Source organism: Nonomuraea insulae, assembly GCF_042656245.1.
The window spans coordinates 100,003-121,139 of sequence record NZ_JBHSPA010000048.1 but is presented as its reverse complement, the minus strand read 5'-3'; the positions used below and the strand labels follow the sequence as shown (position 1 = coordinate 121,139).

Below are 21,137 nucleotides of genomic sequence, written 5' to 3'. Positions count from 1 at the left end.
TCACGGCAGGGCGCATGACTGGGCGTACGACCGGGCGCGGCAAGGCGCACGGCTCATCGCGGTCCTGCTCGGCCGCCTCACCCCTTGGTCCCCCGGCATGGTGCCGTTCGGACGCGGGCTGACACGCAGGTGCATTGCGGCACGGGTCCCGGCGCGACGTTCGGGGCCGCGCGGCCCCGTGATCCGCGCGGCCCCGAACGTCGTGCTCGCCCCGCGAGCCGCCGCCCGGCGCCCCAGGCCCAGCAGGCCGTAACCGGGCGATCCAAGGCCAGCGGCCCGCCGGCCCGGCGTCCCAGAGCCAGCAGGCCCGCCCGACGTCCCAGGACCGACAGGCCGCGGGCCCGGCGCCCCAGGCCCAGCAGGCCGTGACCAAGCGATCCAAGGCCAGCGGGCCGCCGACCCGGCATCCCAGAGCCGGCAGGCCACGGGCCCGGCGTCCCAGGCCAACAGGCCACGGATCGCCGCCCAGGCCCCCGGGAGCCGTCCCGAGCCGTCTCGGGGCCCGCCAGCCGTTCCGGACCCTGCCAGCCGTCCCGGGTGCCCGCGAGCCGTGGCCCGTGGCCCCCCGTGGCCCAGGGGCCCGCGGCGGGCCGCCGGGGGAGCCGCCGCCGCGGGCGAACGGGTGGGCGGTGCTGCCGGAGGCAACCAGCCCGATAGCACCGCCCCTTGGGCGAGGCGCCCGTAAGGGTGCCGCCGTGGGAACGAAGCCGCCCGCGGCGAACGGGCCCCTGAGGGACAGGACCGCGAGCGCCCGCGCCCGACCGTCCCACGAGGAGCGCCGACCCGAGGGACGGCACCACGGGCGCCCGCGGCCCGCCGTCCCACGAGTGGCGCCGACCCCAGGGACGGCACCGCGAACGCCCGCCGCCCGCCGTCCCACAAGAGGCGCCGACCCGAGGACAGCACCGCGAGTGCCCGCAGCCGGCCGTCCCACGGGAGGCGCCAACCTGAAGGACAGCACCGCGAGCGCCCGCAGCCGGCCGTCCCATGAGGGGCGGCGCCGTGAAGGGCCGTCCCGTGAGGGGTGCCGTCGCGGCAGTGGAAGGTGCCCCGGGGCGGCCGCCGCATGGCTACCTGCGGCGGTCGCCCCGGGTGGCCGCCGGGCCCGGCACCGGTTTGGCGAGAACCGGCGCGCGACGTGGACTTGGCTCCACGGGGGCTGGCGGGCACCCTCCCCTGCGCCGGTGAAAACCCTTGGCCATCCCTCCGCGAACGGCCTGAAGGTCATCACCCGCGCCCCTCCCACGGGGGGACGTCTCACATGCTGGAGCTTCCGGAGGCGGCGCGCGTCAGGGTACGTCCAGGGGATTTCCCCTGGAGTGCGGCCCTTCGAGCACCCTCAGCAGGTCCAGCCACCCGTGGAACGGCTCGGCCCGGTCGCTGTCCTCCCGCGTGACCAGCCCGTGCACCCCGTCCTCGCCGTACTCCATTTCCACGACGAACCGCATGATGGCCTCCCGGCTCACCCGTGAGCGTAGGGAGGCGAGCCCCGGGTGGGCACCTGGGGAAAACCCCTGATTTTCGCGCCCGCTCTGGACAGAGGACAGAGAAGTCTTACTTGAGGTACCCGGCGTGCCGCGCGAACGTGGATACCCCGGGATGCGGAGGCCCGCCATGGCTGAGCCGATCGCGACGTTCGTCGGGCGCGAGCACGAGCTCCGGTGCCTGGGAGAGGAGTTCGGGCGCGCCAGTGCCGGGCTGCCCAGGCTCGTGGTGGTGGAGGGTCAGGCGGGGATCGGGAAGACGACGCTGATCCATCGGTTCCTGGAGACGTGCGGCGCGGCGAACGTGTTGTCCACCGACGGGGACGAGGGTGAGTCGCTGCTGCCGTACGGGACGCTGACGAGGTTGTTCGGCGGGCCTGGCGGGCTGCCGGCCCGGCTGAAGGCGCTCCAGCCGGCCGATCCCGCCAAGCTGCCCGACCCGCTGGCGGCGGGGGCGGCGCTGCTGGACGTGGTGAGCGAGCGGCAGCTCGGCGAGCCCCTGTGCCTGGTCGTGGACGACGTGCACTGGGCGGACGAGCCGACGTTGCGGGCGCTGACGTTCTGCCTGCGCAGGTTGCGCGTGGACCGGGTGCTGGCGGTGCTGATGTTGCGGGACACCGCCGCGCTGGCGGGCCCCGAGGGGCTGCTGCGGCTGATCGCCTCCGATGCCACGCGCCGGTTGCGGCTGTCCGGGCTGCGGGTCCCGGAGGTGGAGGCGATGGTCGGCGGGCCGGTGTCGCAGCGGGGGCTGGCGCGGCTGGTCACGCATACCGAGGGCGTGCCGCTGCACCTGCGGGCGCTGCTGGAGGAGGTGCCGCCGGCGGCGCTGGACGACCTGGCGCAGCCGTTGCCCGCGCCGCGCTCGTACGCGCTGTTGGTGCTGGCCAAGGTGGCCAGATGCGCGCCGCCGGTGCGTGAGCTGATCAGCGCGATGAGCGTGCTGGGCCTGTCGTGCCCGCTGCATCTGGCCGCCAGGGTGGCGGGGGTGGAGGAGCCGCTGCAGGCGCTGGAGCAGGCGGTGGGCGAGGGGGTGCTGCTGGAGCGATCCTCCTCGCGGGGGCCGGTGGCGGCGTTCGCGCATCCGCTGATCCGCGCGGCGGTGTACCGGGACCTGGGGCCCGCGCACCGCTCGGCGCTGCACGCGCGGGCGGCGCTGGTGGCGGAGGGCGAGCAGGCGCGGCTGCGGCACCGCATCGAGGCGGTGGCGGGCCCGAGCCCGGAGCTGGCCGCCGAGCTGGCGGAGCTGGGCCGGGCGCAGGTACGGCTGGGCGCGTTCGGCAGCGCGGCCGAGCATCTCAAGGCGGCGGCGGAGCTGTCAGGCGATCCGGCTCCGCTGGCCGCGGAGGCGGTGGAGGCGCTGCTGCTGGACGGCCGGGTGGAGGAGGCGGCCCGGCTGACCGCGAGCCTGCCCGAGCGGGCGCACCCGGCGGTGCGCGGCTACGCCCTGGGCCATCTGGCCATGGTGCGCGGCCAGGTCGAGGAGGCCCGCGCGCACCTGGTCACCGCCTGGGAGCGGGCCGGGACGCCCGAGTCGGGCCTGGCGGCGCGGGCGGCCCAGCAGCTCGCCATGCTCTGCCTGGTCAGCGCCGAGGGCAGGCAGGCCACCCGGTGGGCCGAGCGCGCCAGGAACTCCCCCGGCTACCGCTTCAGCATCGACTACAACCGGTACACGCTGCTCACCGGGCTGGGCATCTCCGGGCAGATCGACGCCGCGCTGGCGGCCACCACGGACCTGCCGGCGCCCTCGGCCGCGTCGATCGCGGAGCTGGACGCCCTGCTCGGCCGCGGGGTGCTGCGGTTGTGCAGCGACGACCTGGCGGGCGGTCTGGCCGACCTGTCGGGGGCGGTCGCCGCCTGCGCGGAGCGCTCGGTGCCCTACCGCATGTTGTCGATGGCGATGCTGGGGCAGGCCGAGTACCGGGCGGGCCGCTGGGACGACGCCGGGCTGCACACCGAGACGGCCGCCTCCGTGGCCGACGACGCGGACCAGCGGTGGCTCTCGCCGGTCTGTCACGCGCTGGCCGCGCTCGTCCCGGCCGCGCGCGGCGACTGGGAGCCGGCGGAGGCGCACGTGGAGGCGGCCCTGGCGGGCAGGAGCACGAGCGTGGAGGCGGTGGCCTCGCTGGCGCACGTGTGCAGCGCCGCCGCCCATCTGGCCGCCGCCAGGGGCGATCACGCCCGTACGGTGGAGGCGCTGGAGCCGCTGGTGGCGGTGAAGGTGCACGACGTCGTGTACGAGCCCGGCGTCGTCCAGTGGCTCGACCTGCTCATCGACGCCCTGGTGGCGCTGGGCGAGACGGAGCGGGCCGAGACCCAGCTCGCCGGGATGGAGCGGCTGGCCGGGCGGCGCGGCAGGAGTTCCGCGCTGGCCGCGGCGGCCCGGTGCCGGGGCGGCCTGCACGCGGCGCGGCACGAGAACGACCTGGCCGACGCCGCGTTCACCACCGGGCTGGCGCACGCGGCGGTGGCCGGGCTGCCGTTCGACGAGGCGCGGCTGCGGCTGGCGTACGGGAGGTTCCTGCGCAGGCTGGGACGGCGCAAACAGGCGCAGGCCCAGCTTGAGCCGGGGCTGGCGTTGTTCGCCCGGCTGGGCGCGCTGCCGTACGTGGACTGGTGCGAGCGGGAGTTGTCCGCCTGCGGGCTGCCGCGGGCGGAGAGCGGCCCCACGCCGCTGATGCGGCTGACGCCGCAGGAGCAGGCGGTGGCGCGGCTCGTGGCGACCGGGATGACCAACCGCCAGGTGGCCAGGGAGCTGGTGCTGAGCGTGAAGACCATCGAGTACCACCTGGGCAACGCCTTCGCCAAGCTGGGGGTCAACTCGCGGGTGTCGCTCACCACCAAGATCCGGGCCCCGATGGACTGAGCCGCCGGAGCGGCCCCGCCGGCCCGGCTGTCGCTGGACGGATTGCCGGGCGTTGACAGGTGATCATCACGAAATGTCCAACCGACTGCTGATATTTCGGAAATATCGGGAGCATGGGCGCGTGAATCTCAACGGTCGCACATTCGTGATGGTGAGCTCGACGGCGAGCGCGGTGAACCCCGGCAGTCCCACGCGGTTCGAATACTGGGAGGCCGACGAGGTGGTGTGGGGCAGCTACACCGGCGACACCGTGACCCACGGGCGCTTCGTCGGGACGCGGGACGGCGACCAGGTGTCGATCGCCTACGCGCACGCGCTGGTCGCCGGGGGCAAGGCGGGCGGGAAGAGCACCAGCCGCATCGAGACCGGGCAGGACGGGCTGCTGCGGCTGGTGGAGGAGTTCACGTTCGACGGGGACGACACGCCGCACGTCAGCGTGTGCGCCGAGGTCGGCTGACGATCCGTCAGTCGTCCTTTTGCAGGGCGGCCCGGCCCTCGGCGGCGCCGACGAAGCGCATCTTGCCGAGCGGCACCTCACCCCGCTCCTCGGGTACGGGCCGCCGCTGCGAACGGGCGGCCTGGTCGCGGTCGCTCGGCAGCACGTACGGGCGCTTGAGCACCTCGTCCAGGATGAACACCGTCTCCGTCGCCTTGACCGCCGGGATGTTGGCCAGCCGGTCGGTCACCATGGTGTGCACCGCGGCCACGTCGGAGACGCGTACCTGGATCATCGCGTCGTGCTGGCCGGTGGTGATCGCGCAGTACTCCACCTCCGGCATCCTTGCCAGCTCCGCCCTGAACTGCTTCCACATCTGCTGGCGCACGGTCACGAAGATCAGCGCCGTGATGCCGAGCCCGGCCCTGACGTGGTCGATCTCGGCCGTGAACCGCTTGATCGCGCCGTCCGCGCGCAGCGCCTCGAAGCGGGTGTAGGCGTTGGCGCGGGAGATGCCCACCCGCTCGGCCAGCGCCGCCACCGAGATCCTGCCGTTCTCGCGCAGGACCTCGAGGATCTTCATATGGACCTCGTCCAGTTCGAGACCGATGCCGATCCGTCCAGCCTGACCGCCACCGCTGACACCATTTCTGGAAATTTCACTCATCATTACCTCATCGCACTCTATATACGTCTCGCCGGCCGCACGGAGGCTGGACGTTCTGCCGCACAATCCTCGACATCCTTCTGCCGAACGTCCAATTTTGGAGGACCTACATGGCGACCCGCTCGCAGACGGCGGCTGTACTGCTCGCCGGTGCGCTCTCCCTCGCCGCCTGCGCCAGCGGCGGCACCTCCCAGGCCCCCGCGGCCTCCGGGAGCAAGACCCTCGTCATCGACACGTCCTTCGACCTCAAGACGGCCGACCCGGGCCGCACGTACGAGCCCACGGGCCTGTTCGTCGACAAAGCTCTCTACGAGACGCTGCTGACCTTCGACGGCGCCGACGTGACCAAGCCGGTGCCGGCGCTGGCCGAGTCGTACGAGCTGTCCGAGGACGGCAAGACGCTGACGCTCAAGCTGAAGCAGGGGGCCACGTTCGCCGACGGCTCGCCGGTGACGGCCGACGACGTGGTGTTCTCCCTCACGCGGGTGCGTGACATGAAGGGTACGCCGTCGTTCCTGCTGGACGGCGTCGAGGTGGCCAAGGACGGCGACTCGACGATCACGATGACGTCGAAGGCGGCCAACCCGGCGCTGCCGTACATCCTGCCGAACCCGGCGCTCGGCATCATCAACAGCAAGCTCGCCAAGCAGAACGGCGCGACCACGGACCCGCAGGACAAGGCCGAGCAGTACCTGAACTCCACCTCGGCTGGGTCGGGCCCGTACGAGATCGAGTCGTTCAACGTGAGCAGCCAGGTCACGCTCAAGGCGAACCCCAAGTACTACGGGACCAAGCCGGCCTACGACAAGGTCGTCATCCGCAACGTCGAGGCCGCCACCCAGAAGCTGAACGTGCAGCGCGGCGACAGCCAGGTGGCGCTCAACCTGTCGGGCGACCAGGTCACCGGCATGCCCGCGACCATGCAGGTCAAGAAGATCGCCTCGGCGAACGTCATCTTCCTGCTGGCCAACCAGGACTCCGGGGTCAGCAAGACCACCACGAACGCCAAGTTCGTGGAGGCGGTGCGCAAGGGCGTGGACTACGCGGGGCTGCTGGAGCTGGCCGGGGAGGGCTCGGCGCAGGCGCCGGGCGTCATCCCGTCGCAGCTGCTCGGCGCCCTGCCCGCCGGCCAGGCCGCCAAGCGGGACGTCGAGGGCGCCAAGGCCGCGCTGGCCGCCAGCGGGCTGTCGAACCCGACCGTGAAGCTGGAGTACCCGAGCGAGCTGACCGTGAACGGCCTGTCGTTCCAGCCGCTGGCCGAGCGCGTCCAGGCCAACCTCAAGGAGGTCGGCATCACGGTGGACCTGCAGCCGGCGCCGGTCACCACGGCGCTGGACAACTACCGCAACGGCAAGGAGGAGATGGGCCTGTGGTACTGGGGTCCCGACTACCCGGACCCGAGCGACTACCTGGCCTTCCTGCCCGGCAAGACGGTGGGGCTGCGGGCCGGCTGGAAGGAGGGCGCGGCGAAGGAGATCGAGGCCGCGGGTGAGAAGGCCGCGGCGGCGATCGGCGACGACGCGCGCACGGCCGCGTACACCGACCTCCAGACCAAGCTCAACGCCTCCGGGCCGTTCGTCCCGCTGATCCAGCCGGGCCAGAACATCGTGACGACGGCCTCGGTGACCGGGCTGGAGTACCACCCGGTGTGGACCGTGGACATCGCCGACCTCGGCGCGAAGTAGGGTCTCGATGTCCGACTCCCCTGACCAGCCGGGCCCGCCTCCCGGCGCTCCTGTGCCCGTCAGGCGGCAGGGGAGGCATCCGCTGGCGCGGTTCCTCATCCGCCGCGTGCTCCTGGCCATCCTGATGGCCTGGGGCATCACCCTGGTGACGTTCGTGCTGACGAACCTCGTCCCCGGCGACCCCGTGGCCGCCAACCTCGGCCAGCGGGCCCTCGGCGACCCCGCCATCGTGGCCCAGTGGCGGGCCGACCACGGGCTGGACAAGCCGCTGTGGCAGCAGTACCTGATCCACCTCCAGGGCCTGTTCCACGGCGACCTGGGCACCAGCCAGCAGAGCCACCGCCCGGTCGGTCAGGACCTGGCCGAGTTCGTCCCGGCGACGCTGGAGCTGGCCGGGGCGGCGATCCTGGTCTCGCTCGTGCTGGGCGTGGCGTTCGGCGTCGTGGCCGCGCTGCGCCGGGACCGCCTGGCCGACCACGCGCTGCGGGTGCTGAGCCTCATCGGCATCTCCGTGCCGACGTTCTGGCTGGCGCTGCTGGCGTTCTACGTGTTCTTCTACCGGCTGCAGCTCACCCCGGGCAGCGGCCGGGTGGACGTGGCGCTCGGCCCGGCCCCGCCGTTCACCGGGCTGCAGACGGTGGACGCGCTGCTGGCCGGGCGGTGGGACATCTTCTCCTCCGCCGTCGGCCACCTGGTCACGCCCGCCCTGGTGCTGGCGCTCTACACGATCGGGCTGCTCACCAGGTTCACCCGGTCGGCGGTGCTGGAGGTGCTGGGCCAGGACTACGTGCGCGCCGCCAGGGCCAAGGGCCTGCCGGGCCGCACCATCCTGTTCCGGTACGTCCTGCGCTCCGCCCTCGTGCCCATCATCACCGTGGCGGGCCTGGCCTTCGGCAGCCTGCTGTCCGGCACCGTCCTGGTGGAGGCCATCTTCGCCTGGCCCGGCGTCGGCCAGTACGCCTACAAGAGCGCCACCACCCTGGACCTGCCCGCCGTCATGGGCGTCGGCCTGGTCGTGGGTGTCGTCTACCTGGTCATCAACCTGATCGTGGACGTCCTGTACGGCGTCATCGATCCCCGAGTGAGGCTGCGATGAGACGCCGGGACCCCCTGGCCCGCAAGGGCCTCCTGAGGCGGCTGCCCGAGGCGTGGCGGCAGCCGCTGGCCGTGGTCGGCGGTGTGCTGGCCGTGGCCTGGATCGTCATCGCGCTGGCCGCGCCCCTGCTGGCGCCGCACGACCCCCTGGCCCAGGAGCTGCCGCGGCTGACGCCCCCCGGGCCTGGCCACTGGTTCGGCACCGACCAGCTCGGCCGTGACATCCTCAGCCGCGTCATGTACGGGGCGCGCGTGTCGATCCCGCTGACGCTGCTGCTGGTGACCCTGTCGGTGCTGATCGGCGGGCTGCTCGGCGCGTGCGCCGGGTACTTCGGCCGCTGGGCCGACGAGACGATCATGCGGCTGGCGGACCTGGTGTTCGCGTTCCCGACGGTGATCCTGGCCATGGTGGTGGCCGCGGCGCTGGGCGCGAGCCTGACGAACGCGGTGCTGGCCGTGCTGGTGGTGGCCTGGCCCGCCTACGCCCGCGTGACGCGCGGGCTGGTGCTGGGGGTGCGGGAGCGGGAGTTCGTGCTGAGCGGGCGGCTGCTGGGCTTCTCGGTGTGGCGCTCGCTGCGGGTGGACGTGCTGCCGAACGTGACCGGCCCCATCCTGGTGCTGGCCACCCTCGACATCGGCACCGCGCTGCTGCTGCTGTCCGGGCTGTCGTTCCTGGGCCTGGGCGCCAAGCCGCCCTCCCCGGAGTGGGGGGCGATGGTGGCCTCGGGTGTGGAGGTGTTCGACAGCTGGTGGGTGGCGACGTTCCCCGGGCTGGCGATCCTGACGGTGGTGCTGGCGTTCAACTTCCTGGGCGACACGTTGCGGGACGCCCTCGATCCCCGTACCGCCCGCGCGATCAAGGAGCGTGCGCTGTGACGCTGGACATCGCGGACCTGCGGGTGACGATCGGCGGGAAGGACATCCTGCGCGGCGTCGACCTGCGGCTGGAGCCGGGCAGGGTGCACGGGCTGGCCGGGGAGAGCGGGTCGGGCAAGACGATGACGGGGCTGGCCGTGCTGGGGCTGCTGCCGCACGGCGCCCGCGTCTCGGGCACGATCCGGCTCGGCGAGCGGGACCTGCTGACGCTGCCGCCCAAGCAGCTGAACCGGGTACGCGGCGGCGAGGTCGCCATGGTGTTCCAGGACCCGGCGACCAGCCTGCACCCGATGCTCACGATCGGCAGGCAGCTCACCGAGCACATGCGGCACCATCTGCGGCTGGGCAGGGGCGAGGCGAAGGCGCGGGCGGTGGAGCTGCTCGGCAAGGTGCGCATCCCCGGCCCGCTGGAGGCCTACGGGCGCTTCCCGCACCAGTTCTCCGGCGGGATGCGGCAGCGCATCGCGATCGCCATCGCGCTGGCCTGCTCCCCCAAGGTGCTGATCGCCGACGAGCCGACGACCGCGCTGGACGTGACCGTGCAGGCGGGCGTGCTGCGGCTGCTGCGCGGGCTGTGCGACGAACTGGGACTGGCGGTGCTGCTGGTGACGCACGACCTGGGCGTCATGTCGGCGGTGGCCGACGAGGTGAGTGTGATGAAGGACGGCCTGGTGGTCGAGTCGGGGCCGCGCGCCCGCGTGCTGCGGGAGCCCGAGCATGCCTACACGCGCTCGCTGCTCGACTCGCTGCCCGATGCGGAGGTGCGATGAGCAGTCTGCTGACCATTGACGACCTGGTCGTCGAGCACCGCTCCCCCGGGCGTCCCGTGGTGCGGGCGGTGGCGGGGGCCAGCCTGGAGGTCGGCCCCGGCGAGGTCGTCGGGCTGGTCGGGGAGTCCGGGTGCGGCAAGTCGACGCTGGCCCGCGCGGTGTGCGGGCTGAACCCGGTCGCCGCCGGGTCGATCGCGTTCGACGGGCAGCCGGTCACGCCGCTCGGGCTGCGGCGCAGGCGGCTGACCGGGATCCAGATGGTGTTCCAGGACCCGTACGCGTCGCTCAACCCCAGGCGGCGGGTGGGCGACCAGATCGCCGACGGGCTGCGTACCGCGGGCGACACCACCTCCACCCCCGCTGACCTGCTGGAACGCGTCGGGCTTCCGCGCGACTTCGCGGGGCGGCATCCGCACGAGTTCTCCGGCGGGCAGCGGCAGCGCATCGCCATCGCCAGGGCTCTGGCCGCCCGGCCGCGGCTGCTCATCGGCGACGAGCCCATCTCGGCGCTCGACGCCTCGGCGCAGTCGCAGGTGGCCAGGCTGATGCGAGACCTGGCCGTGGAGTCGGGCGCGGGGCTGCTGTTCATCAGCCACGACCTGTCGGTGGTGCGGCTGATCGCGGACCGGATCGCGGTCATGTACCTGGGCAGGATCGTCGAGGTGGGCGACACGGCGGAGGTGTGGGCGGGGCCGCGGCATCCGTACACGCAGGCGCTGCTGGGGGCCGTCCCGAAGCCGGACGGGATGGGCGTGCTGCCCGCCGAGCTGCCGGGGGACGTGCCCGATCCGGCGAACCCGCCCGGCGGGTGCCGGTTCAACCCGCGCTGCCCGAAGGTGATGGACGTGTGCCGCGAGAAGGAGCCGGACTTCGGGCCGGTCGCCTGCTGGTTGCACGAGCCGAAGTGAGGCGGGCCGCGCCGGGCGAGATCATGGACGAGATCATGGACGGGGCCGGGCGGGTGGCGGCGGTACGGGAGGCGATGGCCGCGGCCGGGGTGGACGCGCTGGTGTTGCGGCCCTCGCCCGACTACCGGTTCCTGGGCGGGCTTCCTGACAGCGGCGCGTTCCTCGTGGTGACCGCGGACGTGGTGGCCGAAAGCGCCGATCCCGCCGGGCTGGTGCCCGAGGGGGCGCGCCGGGTCGGGGTGGATCCGGAGATGCGGGTGCGGGAGTTGTTCGGGCTGGCGATCGAGGCCGAACTGGTGCCCGCCTCGGCCGTGCTGGCGCCGCTGCGGCTGTGCAAGGAGCCGCGGGAGATCGAGGCCATCGGGCGGGCGGTCGCCGCCGCGGAGGGGGTGCTGGGGCGGGCGCGGGAGCTGGCCTGGTTCGGGGCGACCGAGCGGGCGATGGCTCACCGGCTGCGGCTGCTGCTGGTGGAGTCGGGCTGCGAGGAGGTGGTGGCGCTGCGGGTGGCGGCGGGCGAGCACACGGCCAGGCCCGGGCACGTGCCCGGGAAGCGGGTGATCAACCCCGGGGACGCGCTGACCGTGTCGGTGTGCGGGCGGTGGGGCGGCTACTGCGCGGAGGTGGCCAGGGTGTTCGTGGTGGCCGAGCCGCCGGAGGACTTCGAGGCTATGTACTCGGTGGTGGCGGCGGCGTACCGGGCGGGGCTGGCGGCGGTGCGGCCCGGCGTGCCGGCGGCGGAGGTGTCGCGGACGGTCGGCGAGGTGATCGACGGCAGCGGGTACGGGCGCTTCGCCGCGCCGCACGCCTGCCGGGGCGTCGGCCTGGGCCCCGACGAGGGCCCGCGGCCCGGCGACGACACCGTGCTCGCGGCCGGGATGACGCTCTGCCTGGAGCCGGCCATCTACGTGCCCGACCTGTTCGGGGCCCGGCTCGCCGACGTGGTGGCCTGCGCGCCGCCTGGCCCCGCGCCGCTCGGCTCGACCTCGCACACCCTGCACGTCCTCGACCGCTAGCCTCCCGTCCCCAACGACCTTCACCGGCGTACGGCGATGACGTGCGGAAACGGGGCCGGCGCCCGACTACCCTGGTCGGGAAGATCGGTTGGGGGGCCGTCGTGGACCAGTTCGTGCTGCTCATGCTGGTACTGCTGGGCGCGCTGATCACGGTCCCGCTGGGCGAGCGGCTCGGCCTGCCCTCGCCGGTGCTGATGACGTTGCTGGGCATCGTGCTCGCCGTCCTGCCCTTCGTCCCGAACGTGGACGTCCCGCCCGGCATCGTCCTGCCCCTGCTGCTGCCCCCGCTGTTGTACGCCGCCGTGCAACACACCTCGTGGCGGCAGTTCGCGGCCAACTGGCAGCCGATCTTCCTGCTGGCCGTGGCGCTGGTGTTCGTGACGACGGCGGCCGTGGCGGCGGTGGCGCACGCGCTCGTGCCGGGGCTGCCGCTGGCGGCGGCGGTGGCGCTGGGCGCGCTGGTGGCCCCGCCCGACCCGGTGGCGGCCACGGCGGTGGCGGGCAGACTCGGGCTGCCCAGGCGCATGGTGTCGCTGCTGGAGGGCGAGGGGCTGTTCAACGACGTCACCGCGATCGTGCTCTACCACGTGGCGATCGCGGCGGCGGTGACCGGGACGTTCTCCTGGCCGGGGGCGCTGTCCGAGTTCGTGTTGTCGGCCGGGGTGGCCGTGGCGGTGGGGCTGGCGCTGGGGTGGCTGGGCGGGCGGCTGATGGCGCTGCTGGGCGATGCCACGCTGCAGGTCGGGCTGTCGCTGCTGGTGCCGTTCGTGAGCTACGCGCTGGCCGAGGAGTGGCACGGGTCGGGGGTGCTGGCCGTGCTGACCAGCGCGTTCTATCTGAGCGACCGCATGTCCGACGCGGACGACGTGCTCGGCAGGTTCGCCGCGACGACGTTCTGGCAGGTCGTGGACACGCTGGTGACGGGGGTGGCGTTCGGGCTGATCGGGCTGGAGCTGCACGCCGTGTTCGGCACGGTGCACGGCCGCCTCGGCACGGTGCTCCTCTGGAGCGCCGCCGTGGTCGGGGTCGTGGTGCTCGTCCGGCTGGTGTGGCTGCTCCCTGCCGCGTGGCTGGCCAGGAAGATGCGGGCGCCTGGGCACGAGGACACCGAGATCCCGCTGAGCTGGCGCGAGACCGTGGTCATGTGGTGGGCGGGGATGCGCGGCGTGGCGTCGGTGGCGCTCGCGCTGGCCATCCCGCTGGAGACGGAGGACGGCGGGGCGTTCCCCGGGCGGCCGGTGATCGTGTTCGTCGCGTTCGCCGTCATCCTGACCACGCTGGTCGTGCAGGGGCTGACGCTGCCGTGGCTGGTGGGCAGGCTCGGCGTCAAGGCGGACACGGCGGCCGAGCGGGAGCTGGAGAAGCGGCTGGCGATCCGGGCGGGACGGGCGGCCAAGCGGCGGCTGCGGGAGATCGACGAGGCCGAGGACCTGCCGGAGGACGTGATGGAGGTGCTGAGCAGGCGGCTGATGGACCTCGGGCCGCGGATCAGCCCCGAGGCGGCCGACGAGGAGCGGCGGGAGGCGTACGAGCAGCGGGTGCGGCGGGTCAAGCTGCTGCGGCGGGTGCAGGGCGAGATGATGTCGGCCGCCAGGCAGGCGGTCCTGGAGGCGCGGCGGGACCCGAGCGCCGACCCGGTGGTGGTGTCGCGGGTGCTGCGCCGGCTCGACGCCCGGAGCCTGCGCTGACCGCTGTCAAGTGTGACGGTGTGTGATGGTTCGCGGCAAAGGGTAGTCACCGTACATGCTGCGCATCGGCACGTGGAGGTCTGCCGAGTCGATCGACGTCGTCGCCTGCGGCTGGCACGACGACGGCCCAGGACCTCTCGAAACGGGCATCAAACTCATTTATGGGATCGATGGCCGGGTGCCGGCGTTCCCCGGGCTGCGCGTCGGCCCCCTGGCCGCGCGGGGCGCCGAGGAGATCGCCGTGCTCCTGTCCCAGGGCCTGGACGTGGTGCTCACCGCCCCCGGCTGCTGCCCGGCCGCGCCGGTGGTGGCGGCGGGCATGTGGCACTACGGCTGGACGAGGGGCGATGCCGGGCCGCTGGCGGGGGCGACCGTGGCGGGGCTGGCGCTGGCCGCGCAGCGCGGCCCGTGCTCGGTGGAGATCCGGCGCGACGGCCGCAGCTCGCTCGACGGCGACGTGACGGCGGCGGCCGTGCGGGCGGGCCTGGCCGACCGCTTCCCCGGCGGCCGTTACCGCACGCCGGAGGTCACGGTGCCGCTGGAGTCCGTACGCCTGAGCCAGGAGGCGCCGAGCCGCATCCTCATCGCCCTGCGAGCAGGCGCGGCCCGATGAGTTTCCGCTACGAAAGACCCCCGTCCTCTTGGTGGTCCCGCACGAATCCCGGGCACCCCCCGATGGCATAACGTCGCCTTGGAACCTCAGGTGAGGAAAGGTGACACGTTGATCGAGGTCAGGGAGCTCCACGAGATGGCGGAGTTCGAGCGCGTCAACGCGCTGTTCGACGACATCTGGCACTTCGGCTCCGCCGACCCGCCCATCACCATGGAGCTGATGCGCGCCCTGTCGCACGCGGGCGGCTACGTCTCCGGCGCCTTCGACGGCGACCGCATGGTGGGCGCCTCGGCGGGCTTCCTGGCGGCGGACAGCACCCTGCACTCGCACGTCACCGGCACGGCGCCGGGCCACGGCATCGGGTGGGCGCTCAAACAGCACCAGCGCCTCTGGGCCCTGGAGCGCGAGCTGGAGCGGATCACCTGGACCTACGACCCCCTGGTGCGCCGCAACGCGCACTTCAACCTGGCCAAGCTGGGCGCCCGCCCCATCGAGTACCTGCCGTCCTTCTACGGTGTCATGGGCGACGCGATCAACCAGGGCGACGAGTCCGACCGGCTGCTGGCCTCCTGGCCGCTGACCTCGCCGCACGTGGAGGCGCTGGCACGGCGGGAGCCTTACGTGACGCCGGTGTCCGACGACGCGGTGGTGGCGCTGGCCGACGAGGGCGGGCGGCCGGTCACCGGTTCGATGGACGCGGCCACCGTGCTGGTCGCGGTGCCCGCCGACATCGAGACGTTGCGCCGCGCCGACCCGGAGGCGGGCAAGGCGTGGCGGTACGCCGTACGCGACGTGCTGGGCGGCCTGATGGGCGAGGGCCGCAGGGTCACGGGGTTCTTCGAGAAGTCCTCTTACATAGTGGAGAAAGTGTGAAGATCACAGGAGTAGAGCTGCGGCGGATCGCGATGCCGCTGGTGGCGCCGTTCCGCACGTCGTTCGGCACCGAGACCGCCCGCGACGTCCTGCTGGTGAGGGTCGTGACGCCGGACGCCGAGGGCTGGGGCGAGTGCGTGGCGATGTCGGAGCCCCTCTACTCCTCCGAGTACGTGGACGGCGCCGCCGAGGTGATCCGCCGCTTCCTGCTGCCCGCCCTGCCGAAGGGCGTGCACGCCAACGACGTGGCCCGCGCCCTGGAGCCGATCAAGGGCCACCGCATGGCCAAGGCGGCGGTGGAGACTGCGGTGCTGGACGCGCAGCTCAGGGCCTCGGGCGAGTCGTTCGGCCAGTTCCTCGGCGCGGCCAGGACACGGGTGCCGTGCGGGGTGTCGGTGGGCATCATGGACTCGGTCCCGCAGCTCCTCGACGCCGTGGGCGGCTACCTGGAGGAGGGATACGTCCGCATCAAGCTGAAGATCGAGCCCGGCTGGGACGTCGAGCCCGTCCGTGCCGTGCGCGAGCGGTTCGGCGACGACGTGCTGCTCCAGGTGGACGCGAACGCCGCCTACTCCCTGTCCGACGCCCCCCGCCTGGCCCGGCTGGACGCCTTCGACCTGCTGCTGATCGAGCAGCCGCTGGCCAACGACGACCTGGTCCAGCACGCGAAGCTGGCCAAGCAGGTCAAGACGCCGATCTGCCTGGATGAGTCGATCGAGTCGGCCGAGCACGCCGCCGCCGCGATCGCGCTCGGCTCGTGCTCGATCATCAACATCAAGCCGGGCAGGATCGGCGGCTACCTGGAGGCGCGGCGGATCCACGACCTGTGCCGGGCCAACGGGATCGCCGTGTGGTGCGGCGGAATGCTGGAGACGGGGCTCGGCCGGGCGGCGAACGTGGCGCTGGCCGCGCTGCCCGGCTTCACCCTGCCCGGCGACACCTCCGGGTCGCGCCGCTACTTCCAGACCGACGTCACCGAGCCGTTCGAGCTGGTCGACGGGCACCTGGAGGTGCCCGTGGGGCCGGGGCTGGGCGTGGCGCCCATCCCGGCCGTGCTGGATGAGGTCACGACCTCGACGGAGTGGATCACCCTCTGAGCCGGGGCACCGCGGCCAGCAGGGCGCGGGTGTAGTCGTGCGCGGGCTCGCCGATGACCTGCTCGGTGGGCCCGACCTCGACGAGGCGGCCGTGGTGCATGACGGCCACGACGTCGGCCACGTACCTGACGACGGCCAGGTTGTGGGAGATGAACAACATCGTCAGCCCCAGCTCGTCGCGCAGCCCGCGGACCAGGTTGAGCACCGCGCCCTGCACGGACACGTCGAGCGAGCTGGTGATCTCGTCGGCGACCAGCAGGGCGGGGTCGCCACCGAGCGCGCGGGCGATCGCGACGCGCTGGCGCTGCCCGCCCGACAACTCGCGCGGGTAGCGGCCGGCCAGTTCCGCGGGAAGCCGTACGAGGTCGAGCAGCCGCTCCACCTCGCCGTGCCCCGCGCCTTCCGCGATGGTCTGGGCGACGGTCATGCGGGGGTTGAGCGAGGCGTACGGGTCCTGGAAGACCATCTGCACCCGCCGCGCGCCCTGGACGCTCCCGGTGTGGGGGACGAGCCCGCACACCGCCCTGGCCAGCGACGACTTGCCCGACCCCGACTCGCCGACGAGCCCGACGACGTGGCCGTCGGGGATCTCCAGCGTGACGTCGTCCACGGCGGTGAACGCGCCGAAGCGCACGCTCAGGTTCTTGATGATCATTTGACCTCCCAGCAGGCGACCCGCTGCCCGGGGCCGTGCGCGACGAGTACGGGACGCTCCTCCCGGCACCGGTCGGTGGCCAGGGCGCAGCGGGGTGCGAAGGCGCAGCCGGGGCCGACCCGCGCGGGGGCCGGCTGGGTGCCGGGGATCCCGGCCAGCGGTTTGGAGCGGTCGGTGTCCAGGGCGGGCAGGGAGGCGATCAGCGCCTTCGTGTACGGGTGCGCGGCCCCGGCGGCGAGCCGGTCGGCGGGCAGCTCCTCGACCACGCGCCCCGCGTACATGACCACGACCCGATCGCAGAGCTCCCCCACGACGGCGATGTCGTGTGAGATGAACAGGGTCGCCGCGCCCGTCTCCTCGACGAGCTCGCGCAGCAGCCGCAGGATCTGCCCCTGCACGGTCACGTCCAGGGCGGTCGTGGGCTCGTCGGCGACGATCAGGCGGGGCGTGCCCATGAGCCCCATGGCGATCACGGCGCGCTGCCGCATGCCGCCGGACAGCTCGTGCGGGTGTTGCGCGGCCCGTCTGGCGGGCTCCGGCAGGTGGACGTGGCCGAGCCGGTCCACGGCGCGCCGGCGGGCCTCGGCGCGGCCGGCCCCCTCGTGGACGACGGCCACCTCGGCGAGCTGCCCGCCCACCTTGAGCGCCGGGTTGAGCGCGGCCAGAGGGTCCTGGAACACCATGGCGAGGGCGGTGCCGAGCTCCTTGTCCGACAGCGTGGCCATGTCCCGGCCGCCCAGCCGGAGCGCCGCGTACGTGACGGCCCCCGGGTAGGGCACGAGCCCGCCGATCGCGGCGGCGGTCAGGCTCTTGCCGCTGCCGGACTCGCCCACCAGGCCGACGATCTCGCCCGGCGCGACCGTCAGCGACAACTCCCGCACCGGGGTGACGCCGCCGGGGAAGGTGACGGTCAGGTCCCGCACCTCCAGCAGCGCGCCGGGGTCTGGCTCGCCGGCGGGAGCCACCGCCGGGGGCGCCTCCTCGCCGGCCGGCACGGACGTGCGCGCGGCTGCCCTGGCCAGGGCGTCACCCAGCAGGTTGAAGCCGATCCCCGCGAGCGCGATGGCGGCGGCGGGCCCGAGCGCCACCTCCGGTGTGACGTAGATGCGCGGGAACCCGTCGAACAACAACCGCCCCCAGTCGAAGTCCGGCGGCTGCACGCCGAGCCCCAGGAACGACATCCCGGCCAGGCCGAGCAGCGCGCCGCCGAGCGCCTGGGTGAGGTTGAGGATGAGCGGCTCGGCGATGTTGGGCAGCACGTGCCTGGTCAGGATGCGGCGGCGGGGCACGCCGAGCATGCGGGCGGCCGAGACGTAGTCGGCCCCCGCGACCGTGGCCGCCAGCGTCTGGGTGAGCCGGGCGAAGCCGGGCGCGATGGCCGCGCCGATGCCGAGCACCGCGCCGCGCGCGCCCAGCCCGGCGACGACCGCGGTGAACATGGCCAGCAGCAGCCCGGGGAAGGCCACCAGGGCGTTGACCGTGCCGGTGGCCAGCCTCGCGCCGCGCCTGGGCAGCACCGAGGGCAGCGCGCCCAGCACGACTCCGGCGACGGCGCCGATGAGGGTGGCCGCGAGGGCCAGCAGGAGCGAGAACCGGCCCGCCACCAGGACCCTGGCCAGCAGGTCGCGGCCCAGGTTGTCGGTGCCGAGCGGGTGCCCGGGCGAGGCGCCCTGGAGGATGTGGGCGGCGTCGATGCGCCCGGCGGTCTCGCCCCAGACGAGCGGGCCGACGACGGCCAGCACCGCCATGAGCGCCACGATCACGGCCCCGGCCACGCCGGGCACGTTCCTGCGCAACCGCCCGGCCAGACCTTCCCCGTTCCCGCGCGACCGCCCGGCCGCTCCTTCCCCGTTCCCGCGCGACCGGCCGATCGGTCCGGACGCCTTCCCGCGCGACCGGCTGGTCATCGGGCCTCCTTGATGGCGGACGTCGGATCGAGCGCTCCCAGCACCAGATCGACGGCGAGGTTCACGACCAGCACGATCGCCCCGTAGACGAGGATCACGCCCTGGGCCACCGGATAGTCCTTCTGGGTGATCGACTCGACGATCTTCAGCCCGAGCCCGGGCCAGGCGAACACGTACTCGACCAGCACCCCGCCCGCGATGAGCGAGGTCAGCAGCAGCCCGCCGACGGTCAGGGTGGCCGTGAGCGTGTTGGGCAGCACGTGCCGCAGGTGCAGCCGGGCGGCGGGCAGCCGTTTGGCGCGGGCCAGCCGCACGTAGTCCTGCCCGAGCTCGCGCAGCGTCTCGACGCGCGAGATGCGGGCGATCATGGCGGTGGGCCCGGCCGCGAGGGCCAGGACGGGCAGCACGTACGTGGCCGCCCCCGCCTTGCCCGCGGGCGGGAACCAGCCGAGCCCGATGGCGAAGGCGGCCACGAGCGCGATGGCGTACAGGAACTCGGGCACGGCCACGACGGTGCCGGTGGTGGCGCCGAAGCCGATCTCGGTGCCGCGGTTGCGGCCGTTCTCGGTGCGGATGGCGGCCCACATGCCCAGCGGCACGGCCACCAGCAGCGCCAGGGCGGTGGCGAGCAGAGCCAGGGTGAGGGTGTTGGGCAGGCGGGCCAGGATGACGTCCCCGACGGGCTCACCCGTCAGGAACGAGGTCCCGAAATTTCCGGACAAGACGTTGGTCGCGTACGTGAAGAGCTGCTCCGGCAGCGGCCGGTCGAGACCGAGCGCCGCCCGCCGGGCCTCGACCAGCTCCACGGGCGCCGCCGGGCCCAGGGCGGTGCGCACGGGGTCGCCGGGGATGAGGTGGATCATCGCGAACGACACCACCATGAGCACGGCCAGCGACACCAGGAACCGCACCACCAGCCGTACGCCGAGACGGCCGATCATTGGGTGAGCCGGATCGTGGTGGGCAGGAACAGCCCGGCGACCTGCTCGTAGGTGGCGCCCTTGGAGGCCAGCAGGACGGTGTTCTCCACCACCGGCACCAGGTCCGCGTTCTCGAACAGCGCCGACTCCGCCTCCCGCCACTGGGCGCAGCCCTCGGCCGCCGGGACCTCGGTGGCCTTGGCGACGAGCGACTCGTACCGGTCGTTGGCCATGTGCGCGAAGTTGGCGCCCTTGGGGGCGGCCGGGCCGGACATGAAGCCGACGAGCTGGCTGGGCAGCGTGACGCCGATGGGCAGCCAGACGACGTCCCAGTCCTGGGTGGTGTTCAGCGACTCCGACAACTTGGTGTCGATCACGCCGTTCAGCTTCACCTCGACCCCGGCCTTGCGCCAGGCGGCGGCCAGGTACTCCGCCGCGGCCTGCACGCCGGAGCCGCGGGTGGTCGCGTACAGGTAGCGCAGGGTGAGCCGCTTGCCGTCCTTGACCCGGATGCCGTCGGCGCCCGCCCGCCAGCCCGCCGCGTCGAGCGCCGCCGCAGCGGCGGCCGCGTCGAAGGCGGGGACGTGGCCGGTGATGGTGTCGCCCGGGCAGGGGCGCGGGTCCAGGACGAGGCCCGTGGCGGGCCTGCCGGTGCCGCTGGAGGCGATCCCGGCCAGTTCCTTGAGGTCTATGGCCTGGGTGAGCGCCTTGCGTACGGCGGGGTCGTGGCCGGGCCGGTCGTCGCCCTGGTGGTAGAAGAACTGGCCGTTGCCCGACGGGATGACCTTCTTGCCCATGCCGGGGGTGGCCTCCAGGCGGGCGCGGTCGGGGCCGTAGATGGTGGCGCCGTTGATGGTGCCCGCGACGAGGAGGTTGGCGGCGGTCTGCTCGTTCGGCACGATCTTGACCACCACGGTCTCCGGCGCGTCCTTCGCCGTGCCGCCGGACGGGCCCCAGGTGTACTCCCTGCGCACCTTGAAGGTGTAGTGGTCGCCCGGCACGGCCTCGGTCAGCTTGTACGGGCCGCTGCCGTAGGTGGCGCGGGCCAGCAGCGAGTGGTCCTTCGCGCCCTTGCCGCACACGACGTAGAACGACCGGCCGGTCTCCAGGATGAAGCTGAACGGTTTCGGCGTGCTCAGCGTCACGGTCCCGGCCGCGTCGTCGGCGTCGGCCTTCATGCCGGTGGGCACCAGGACGCCGTAGATGGGCGACTTGGTGTCGGGGTCGGTGATGTCGTTGAGGCTCGCGGCCACGTCGGAGGGCATGACCGGCGCGCCGTCGGAGCAGGTGGCGCCCTTGCGCAGGGTGAAGGTGACCTTGTCGGGCTCGACGGTCCACTTCTCGGCCAGGCCCGGCACGATCTTGCCGTCGGCGGTGGCGGAGACCAGGGTGTCGTAGGCGAGCGAGAGCGTGGTGTTGGTGACGTTCAGGACGCCCATGGAGGGGTCCAGCACACCCGGGTCGGCCGGGAGCGCGTAGGTGAACGTGCCGCCCCCGGCCGGCGCGCCGCCCCCCTCCGTGCCTCCGCAGGCGGCCGCGAGCAGGGCGAGCGCGGTGAGGGCCGCCGCTTGTGGTGTTCTCATTGGG

At 73.5% G+C, this 21,137-nt stretch carries 18 protein-coding genes; 12 read left to right on the top strand and 6 right to left on the bottom strand.

The genetic code is table 11. The annotated features are described in order from the left end of the window. Positions 1-1,289 precede the first annotated feature (1,289 nt). The gene (locus ACFPZ3_RS38760; RefSeq protein ID WP_379519334.1) at positions 1,290-1,448 is read right to left on the bottom strand and encodes a hypothetical protein; all 159 of its coding nucleotides are present in this window, start codon (positions 1,446-1,448) and stop codon (positions 1,290-1,292) included. A gap of 166 nt (positions 1,449-1,614) precedes the next feature. Here ACFPZ3_RS38760 and ACFPZ3_RS38755 point away from each other — a divergent pair, with 166 nt between their 5' ends. Both ACFPZ3_RS38755 and ACFPZ3_RS38750 read left to right on the top strand, forming a co-directional pair. Next, positions 1,615-4,347 (top strand): helix-turn-helix transcriptional regulator, encoded by a 2,733-nt coding sequence (locus ACFPZ3_RS38755; protein ID WP_379519333.1) that lies wholly within the window; start codon positions 1,615-1,617, stop codon positions 4,345-4,347. Between the two features lie 121 nt (positions 4,348-4,468). Further along, positions 4,469-4,804, top strand: coding sequence for an avidin-fold protein (locus ACFPZ3_RS38750; RefSeq protein WP_379519332.1), 336 nt, complete (start codon positions 4,469-4,471; stop codon positions 4,802-4,804). A gap of 7 nt (positions 4,805-4,811) precedes the next feature. Here ACFPZ3_RS38750 and ACFPZ3_RS38745 read toward each other — a convergent pair whose 3' ends face one another. Beyond that, the gene (locus ACFPZ3_RS38745) at positions 4,812-5,450 is read right to left on the bottom strand and encodes an Lrp/AsnC family transcriptional regulator (RefSeq protein ID WP_379519331.1); all 639 of its coding nucleotides are present in this window, start codon (positions 5,448-5,450) and stop codon (positions 4,812-4,814) included. Between the two features lie 110 nt (positions 5,451-5,560). Here ACFPZ3_RS38745 and ACFPZ3_RS38740 point away from each other — a divergent pair, with 110 nt between their 5' ends. The 10 genes from ACFPZ3_RS38740 to menC all read left to right on the top strand — a co-directional run bounded on the left by ACFPZ3_RS38740 (position 5,561) and on the right by menC (position 16,068). Then, positions 5,561-7,135 (top strand): ABC transporter substrate-binding protein, encoded by a 1,575-nt coding sequence (locus ACFPZ3_RS38740; protein WP_379519330.1) that lies wholly within the window; start codon positions 5,561-5,563, stop codon positions 7,133-7,135. A gap of 7 nt (positions 7,136-7,142) precedes the next feature. Then, entirely contained in the window at positions 7,143-8,231 is a 1,089-nt protein-coding gene (locus tag ACFPZ3_RS38735; RefSeq protein WP_379519329.1) for an ABC transporter permease, read from the top strand. Next, entirely contained in the window at positions 8,228-9,106 is an 879-nt protein-coding gene (locus ACFPZ3_RS38730) for an ABC transporter permease (protein ID WP_379519328.1), read from the top strand. The genes ACFPZ3_RS38735 and ACFPZ3_RS38730 overlap by 4 nt, the downstream gene beginning before the upstream one ends. After that, positions 9,103-9,876: an ABC transporter ATP-binding protein gene (locus tag ACFPZ3_RS38725; RefSeq protein WP_379519327.1), complete on the top strand. Its 774-nt coding sequence runs from the start codon at positions 9,103-9,105 to the stop codon at positions 9,874-9,876. The genes ACFPZ3_RS38730 and ACFPZ3_RS38725 overlap by 4 nt, the downstream gene beginning before the upstream one ends. Next, positions 9,873-10,784: an ABC transporter ATP-binding protein gene (locus ACFPZ3_RS38720; RefSeq protein ID WP_379519326.1), complete on the top strand. Its 912-nt coding sequence runs from the start codon at positions 9,873-9,875 to the stop codon at positions 10,782-10,784. Before ACFPZ3_RS38725 ends, ACFPZ3_RS38720 begins: the two co-directional genes overlap by 4 nt. Next, complete coding sequence (locus tag ACFPZ3_RS38715) at positions 10,781-11,797, top strand: M24 family metallopeptidase (protein WP_379519325.1); 1,017 nt, start codon at positions 10,781-10,783, stop codon at positions 11,795-11,797. Before ACFPZ3_RS38720 ends, ACFPZ3_RS38715 begins: the two co-directional genes overlap by 4 nt. 101 nt (positions 11,798-11,898) lie before the next feature. After that, complete coding sequence (locus ACFPZ3_RS38710; RefSeq protein ID WP_379519324.1) at positions 11,899-13,485, top strand: Na+/H+ antiporter; 1,587 nt, start codon at positions 11,899-11,901, stop codon at positions 13,483-13,485. A gap of 55 nt (positions 13,486-13,540) precedes the next feature. After that, the gene (locus tag ACFPZ3_RS38705) at positions 13,541-14,098 is read left to right on the top strand and encodes an acyclic terpene utilization AtuA family protein (protein ID WP_379519323.1); all 558 of its coding nucleotides are present in this window, start codon (positions 13,541-13,543) and stop codon (positions 14,096-14,098) included. Between the two features lie 108 nt (positions 14,099-14,206). Then, entirely contained in the window at positions 14,207-14,971 is a 765-nt protein-coding gene (locus ACFPZ3_RS38700; RefSeq protein WP_379519322.1) for a GNAT family N-acetyltransferase, read from the top strand. Then, positions 14,968-16,068, top strand: a complete 1,101-nt coding sequence (menC, locus tag ACFPZ3_RS38695) for an o-succinylbenzoate synthase (RefSeq protein WP_379519321.1) — start codon at positions 14,968-14,970, stop codon at positions 16,066-16,068. The genes ACFPZ3_RS38700 and menC overlap by 4 nt, the downstream gene beginning before the upstream one ends. Here the strand turns inward: menC and ACFPZ3_RS38690 are convergent. From ACFPZ3_RS38690 to ACFPZ3_RS38675, 4 genes are read right to left on the bottom strand one after another with little or no spacing between them, the layout of a single operon-like run. Next, complete coding sequence (locus tag ACFPZ3_RS38690; RefSeq protein ID WP_379519320.1) at positions 16,058-16,723, bottom strand: ABC transporter ATP-binding protein; 666 nt, start codon at positions 16,721-16,723, stop codon at positions 16,058-16,060. The two genes, menC and ACFPZ3_RS38690, sit on opposite strands and share 11 nt — an antisense overlap. Beyond that, on the bottom strand, positions 16,720-18,630 hold the full coding sequence (locus ACFPZ3_RS38685; RefSeq protein WP_379519319.1) for a dipeptide/oligopeptide/nickel ABC transporter permease/ATP-binding protein: 1,911 nt from the start codon (positions 18,628-18,630) through the stop codon (positions 16,720-16,722). Before ACFPZ3_RS38685 ends, ACFPZ3_RS38690 begins: the two co-directional genes overlap by 4 nt. Further along, the gene (locus ACFPZ3_RS38680; protein WP_379519318.1) at positions 18,627-19,571 is read right to left on the bottom strand and encodes an ABC transporter permease; all 945 of its coding nucleotides are present in this window, start codon (positions 19,569-19,571) and stop codon (positions 18,627-18,629) included. Before ACFPZ3_RS38680 ends, ACFPZ3_RS38685 begins: the two co-directional genes overlap by 4 nt. Beyond that, positions 19,568-21,133 carry an ABC transporter substrate-binding protein gene (locus ACFPZ3_RS38675; RefSeq protein WP_379519317.1) on the bottom strand — a complete coding sequence of 522 codons (1,566 nt, stop codon included), beginning with the start codon at positions 21,131-21,133 and terminating at the stop codon, positions 19,568-19,570. The genes ACFPZ3_RS38680 and ACFPZ3_RS38675 overlap by 4 nt, the downstream gene beginning before the upstream one ends. Between the last annotated feature and the right edge of the window lie 4 nt (positions 21,134-21,137).

Excerpts from the sequence above, each read along its gene's own strand:
- ACFPZ3_RS38760 (WP_379519334.1), bottom strand. The coding sequence starts at position 1,448 with ATGCGGTTCGTCGTGGAAATGGAGTACGGCGAGGACGGGGTGCACGGG.
- ACFPZ3_RS38755 (WP_379519333.1), top strand. The coding sequence starts at position 1,615 with ATGGCTGAGCCGATCGCGACGTTCGTCGGGCGCGAGCACGAGCTCCGG.
- ACFPZ3_RS38745 (WP_379519331.1), bottom strand. The coding sequence starts at position 5,450 with ATGAGTGAAATTTCCAGAAATGGTGTCAGCGGTGGCGGTCAGGCTGGA.
- ACFPZ3_RS38740 (WP_379519330.1), top strand. The coding sequence starts at position 5,561 with ATGGCGACCCGCTCGCAGACGGCGGCTGTACTGCTCGCCGGTGCGCTC.
- ACFPZ3_RS38735 (WP_379519329.1), top strand. The coding sequence starts at position 7,143 with ATGTCCGACTCCCCTGACCAGCCGGGCCCGCCTCCCGGCGCTCCTGTG.
- ACFPZ3_RS38730 (WP_379519328.1), top strand. The coding sequence starts at position 8,228 with ATGAGACGCCGGGACCCCCTGGCCCGCAAGGGCCTCCTGAGGCGGCTG.
- ACFPZ3_RS38720 (WP_379519326.1), top strand. The coding sequence starts at position 9,873 with ATGAGCAGTCTGCTGACCATTGACGACCTGGTCGTCGAGCACCGCTCC.
- ACFPZ3_RS38705 (WP_379519323.1), top strand. The coding sequence starts at position 13,541 with ATGCTGCGCATCGGCACGTGGAGGTCTGCCGAGTCGATCGACGTCGTC.
- ACFPZ3_RS38690 (WP_379519320.1), bottom strand. The coding sequence starts at position 16,723 with ATGATCATCAAGAACCTGAGCGTGCGCTTCGGCGCGTTCACCGCCGTG.
- ACFPZ3_RS38685 (WP_379519319.1), bottom strand. The coding sequence starts at position 18,630 with ATGACCAGCCGGTCGCGCGGGAAGGCGTCCGGACCGATCGGCCGGTCG.
- ACFPZ3_RS38680 (WP_379519318.1), bottom strand. The coding sequence starts at position 19,571 with ATGATCGGCCGTCTCGGCGTACGGCTGGTGGTGCGGTTCCTGGTGTCG.
- ACFPZ3_RS38675 (WP_379519317.1), bottom strand. The coding sequence starts at position 21,133 with ATGAGAACACCACAAGCGGCGGCCCTCACCGCGCTCGCCCTGCTCGCG.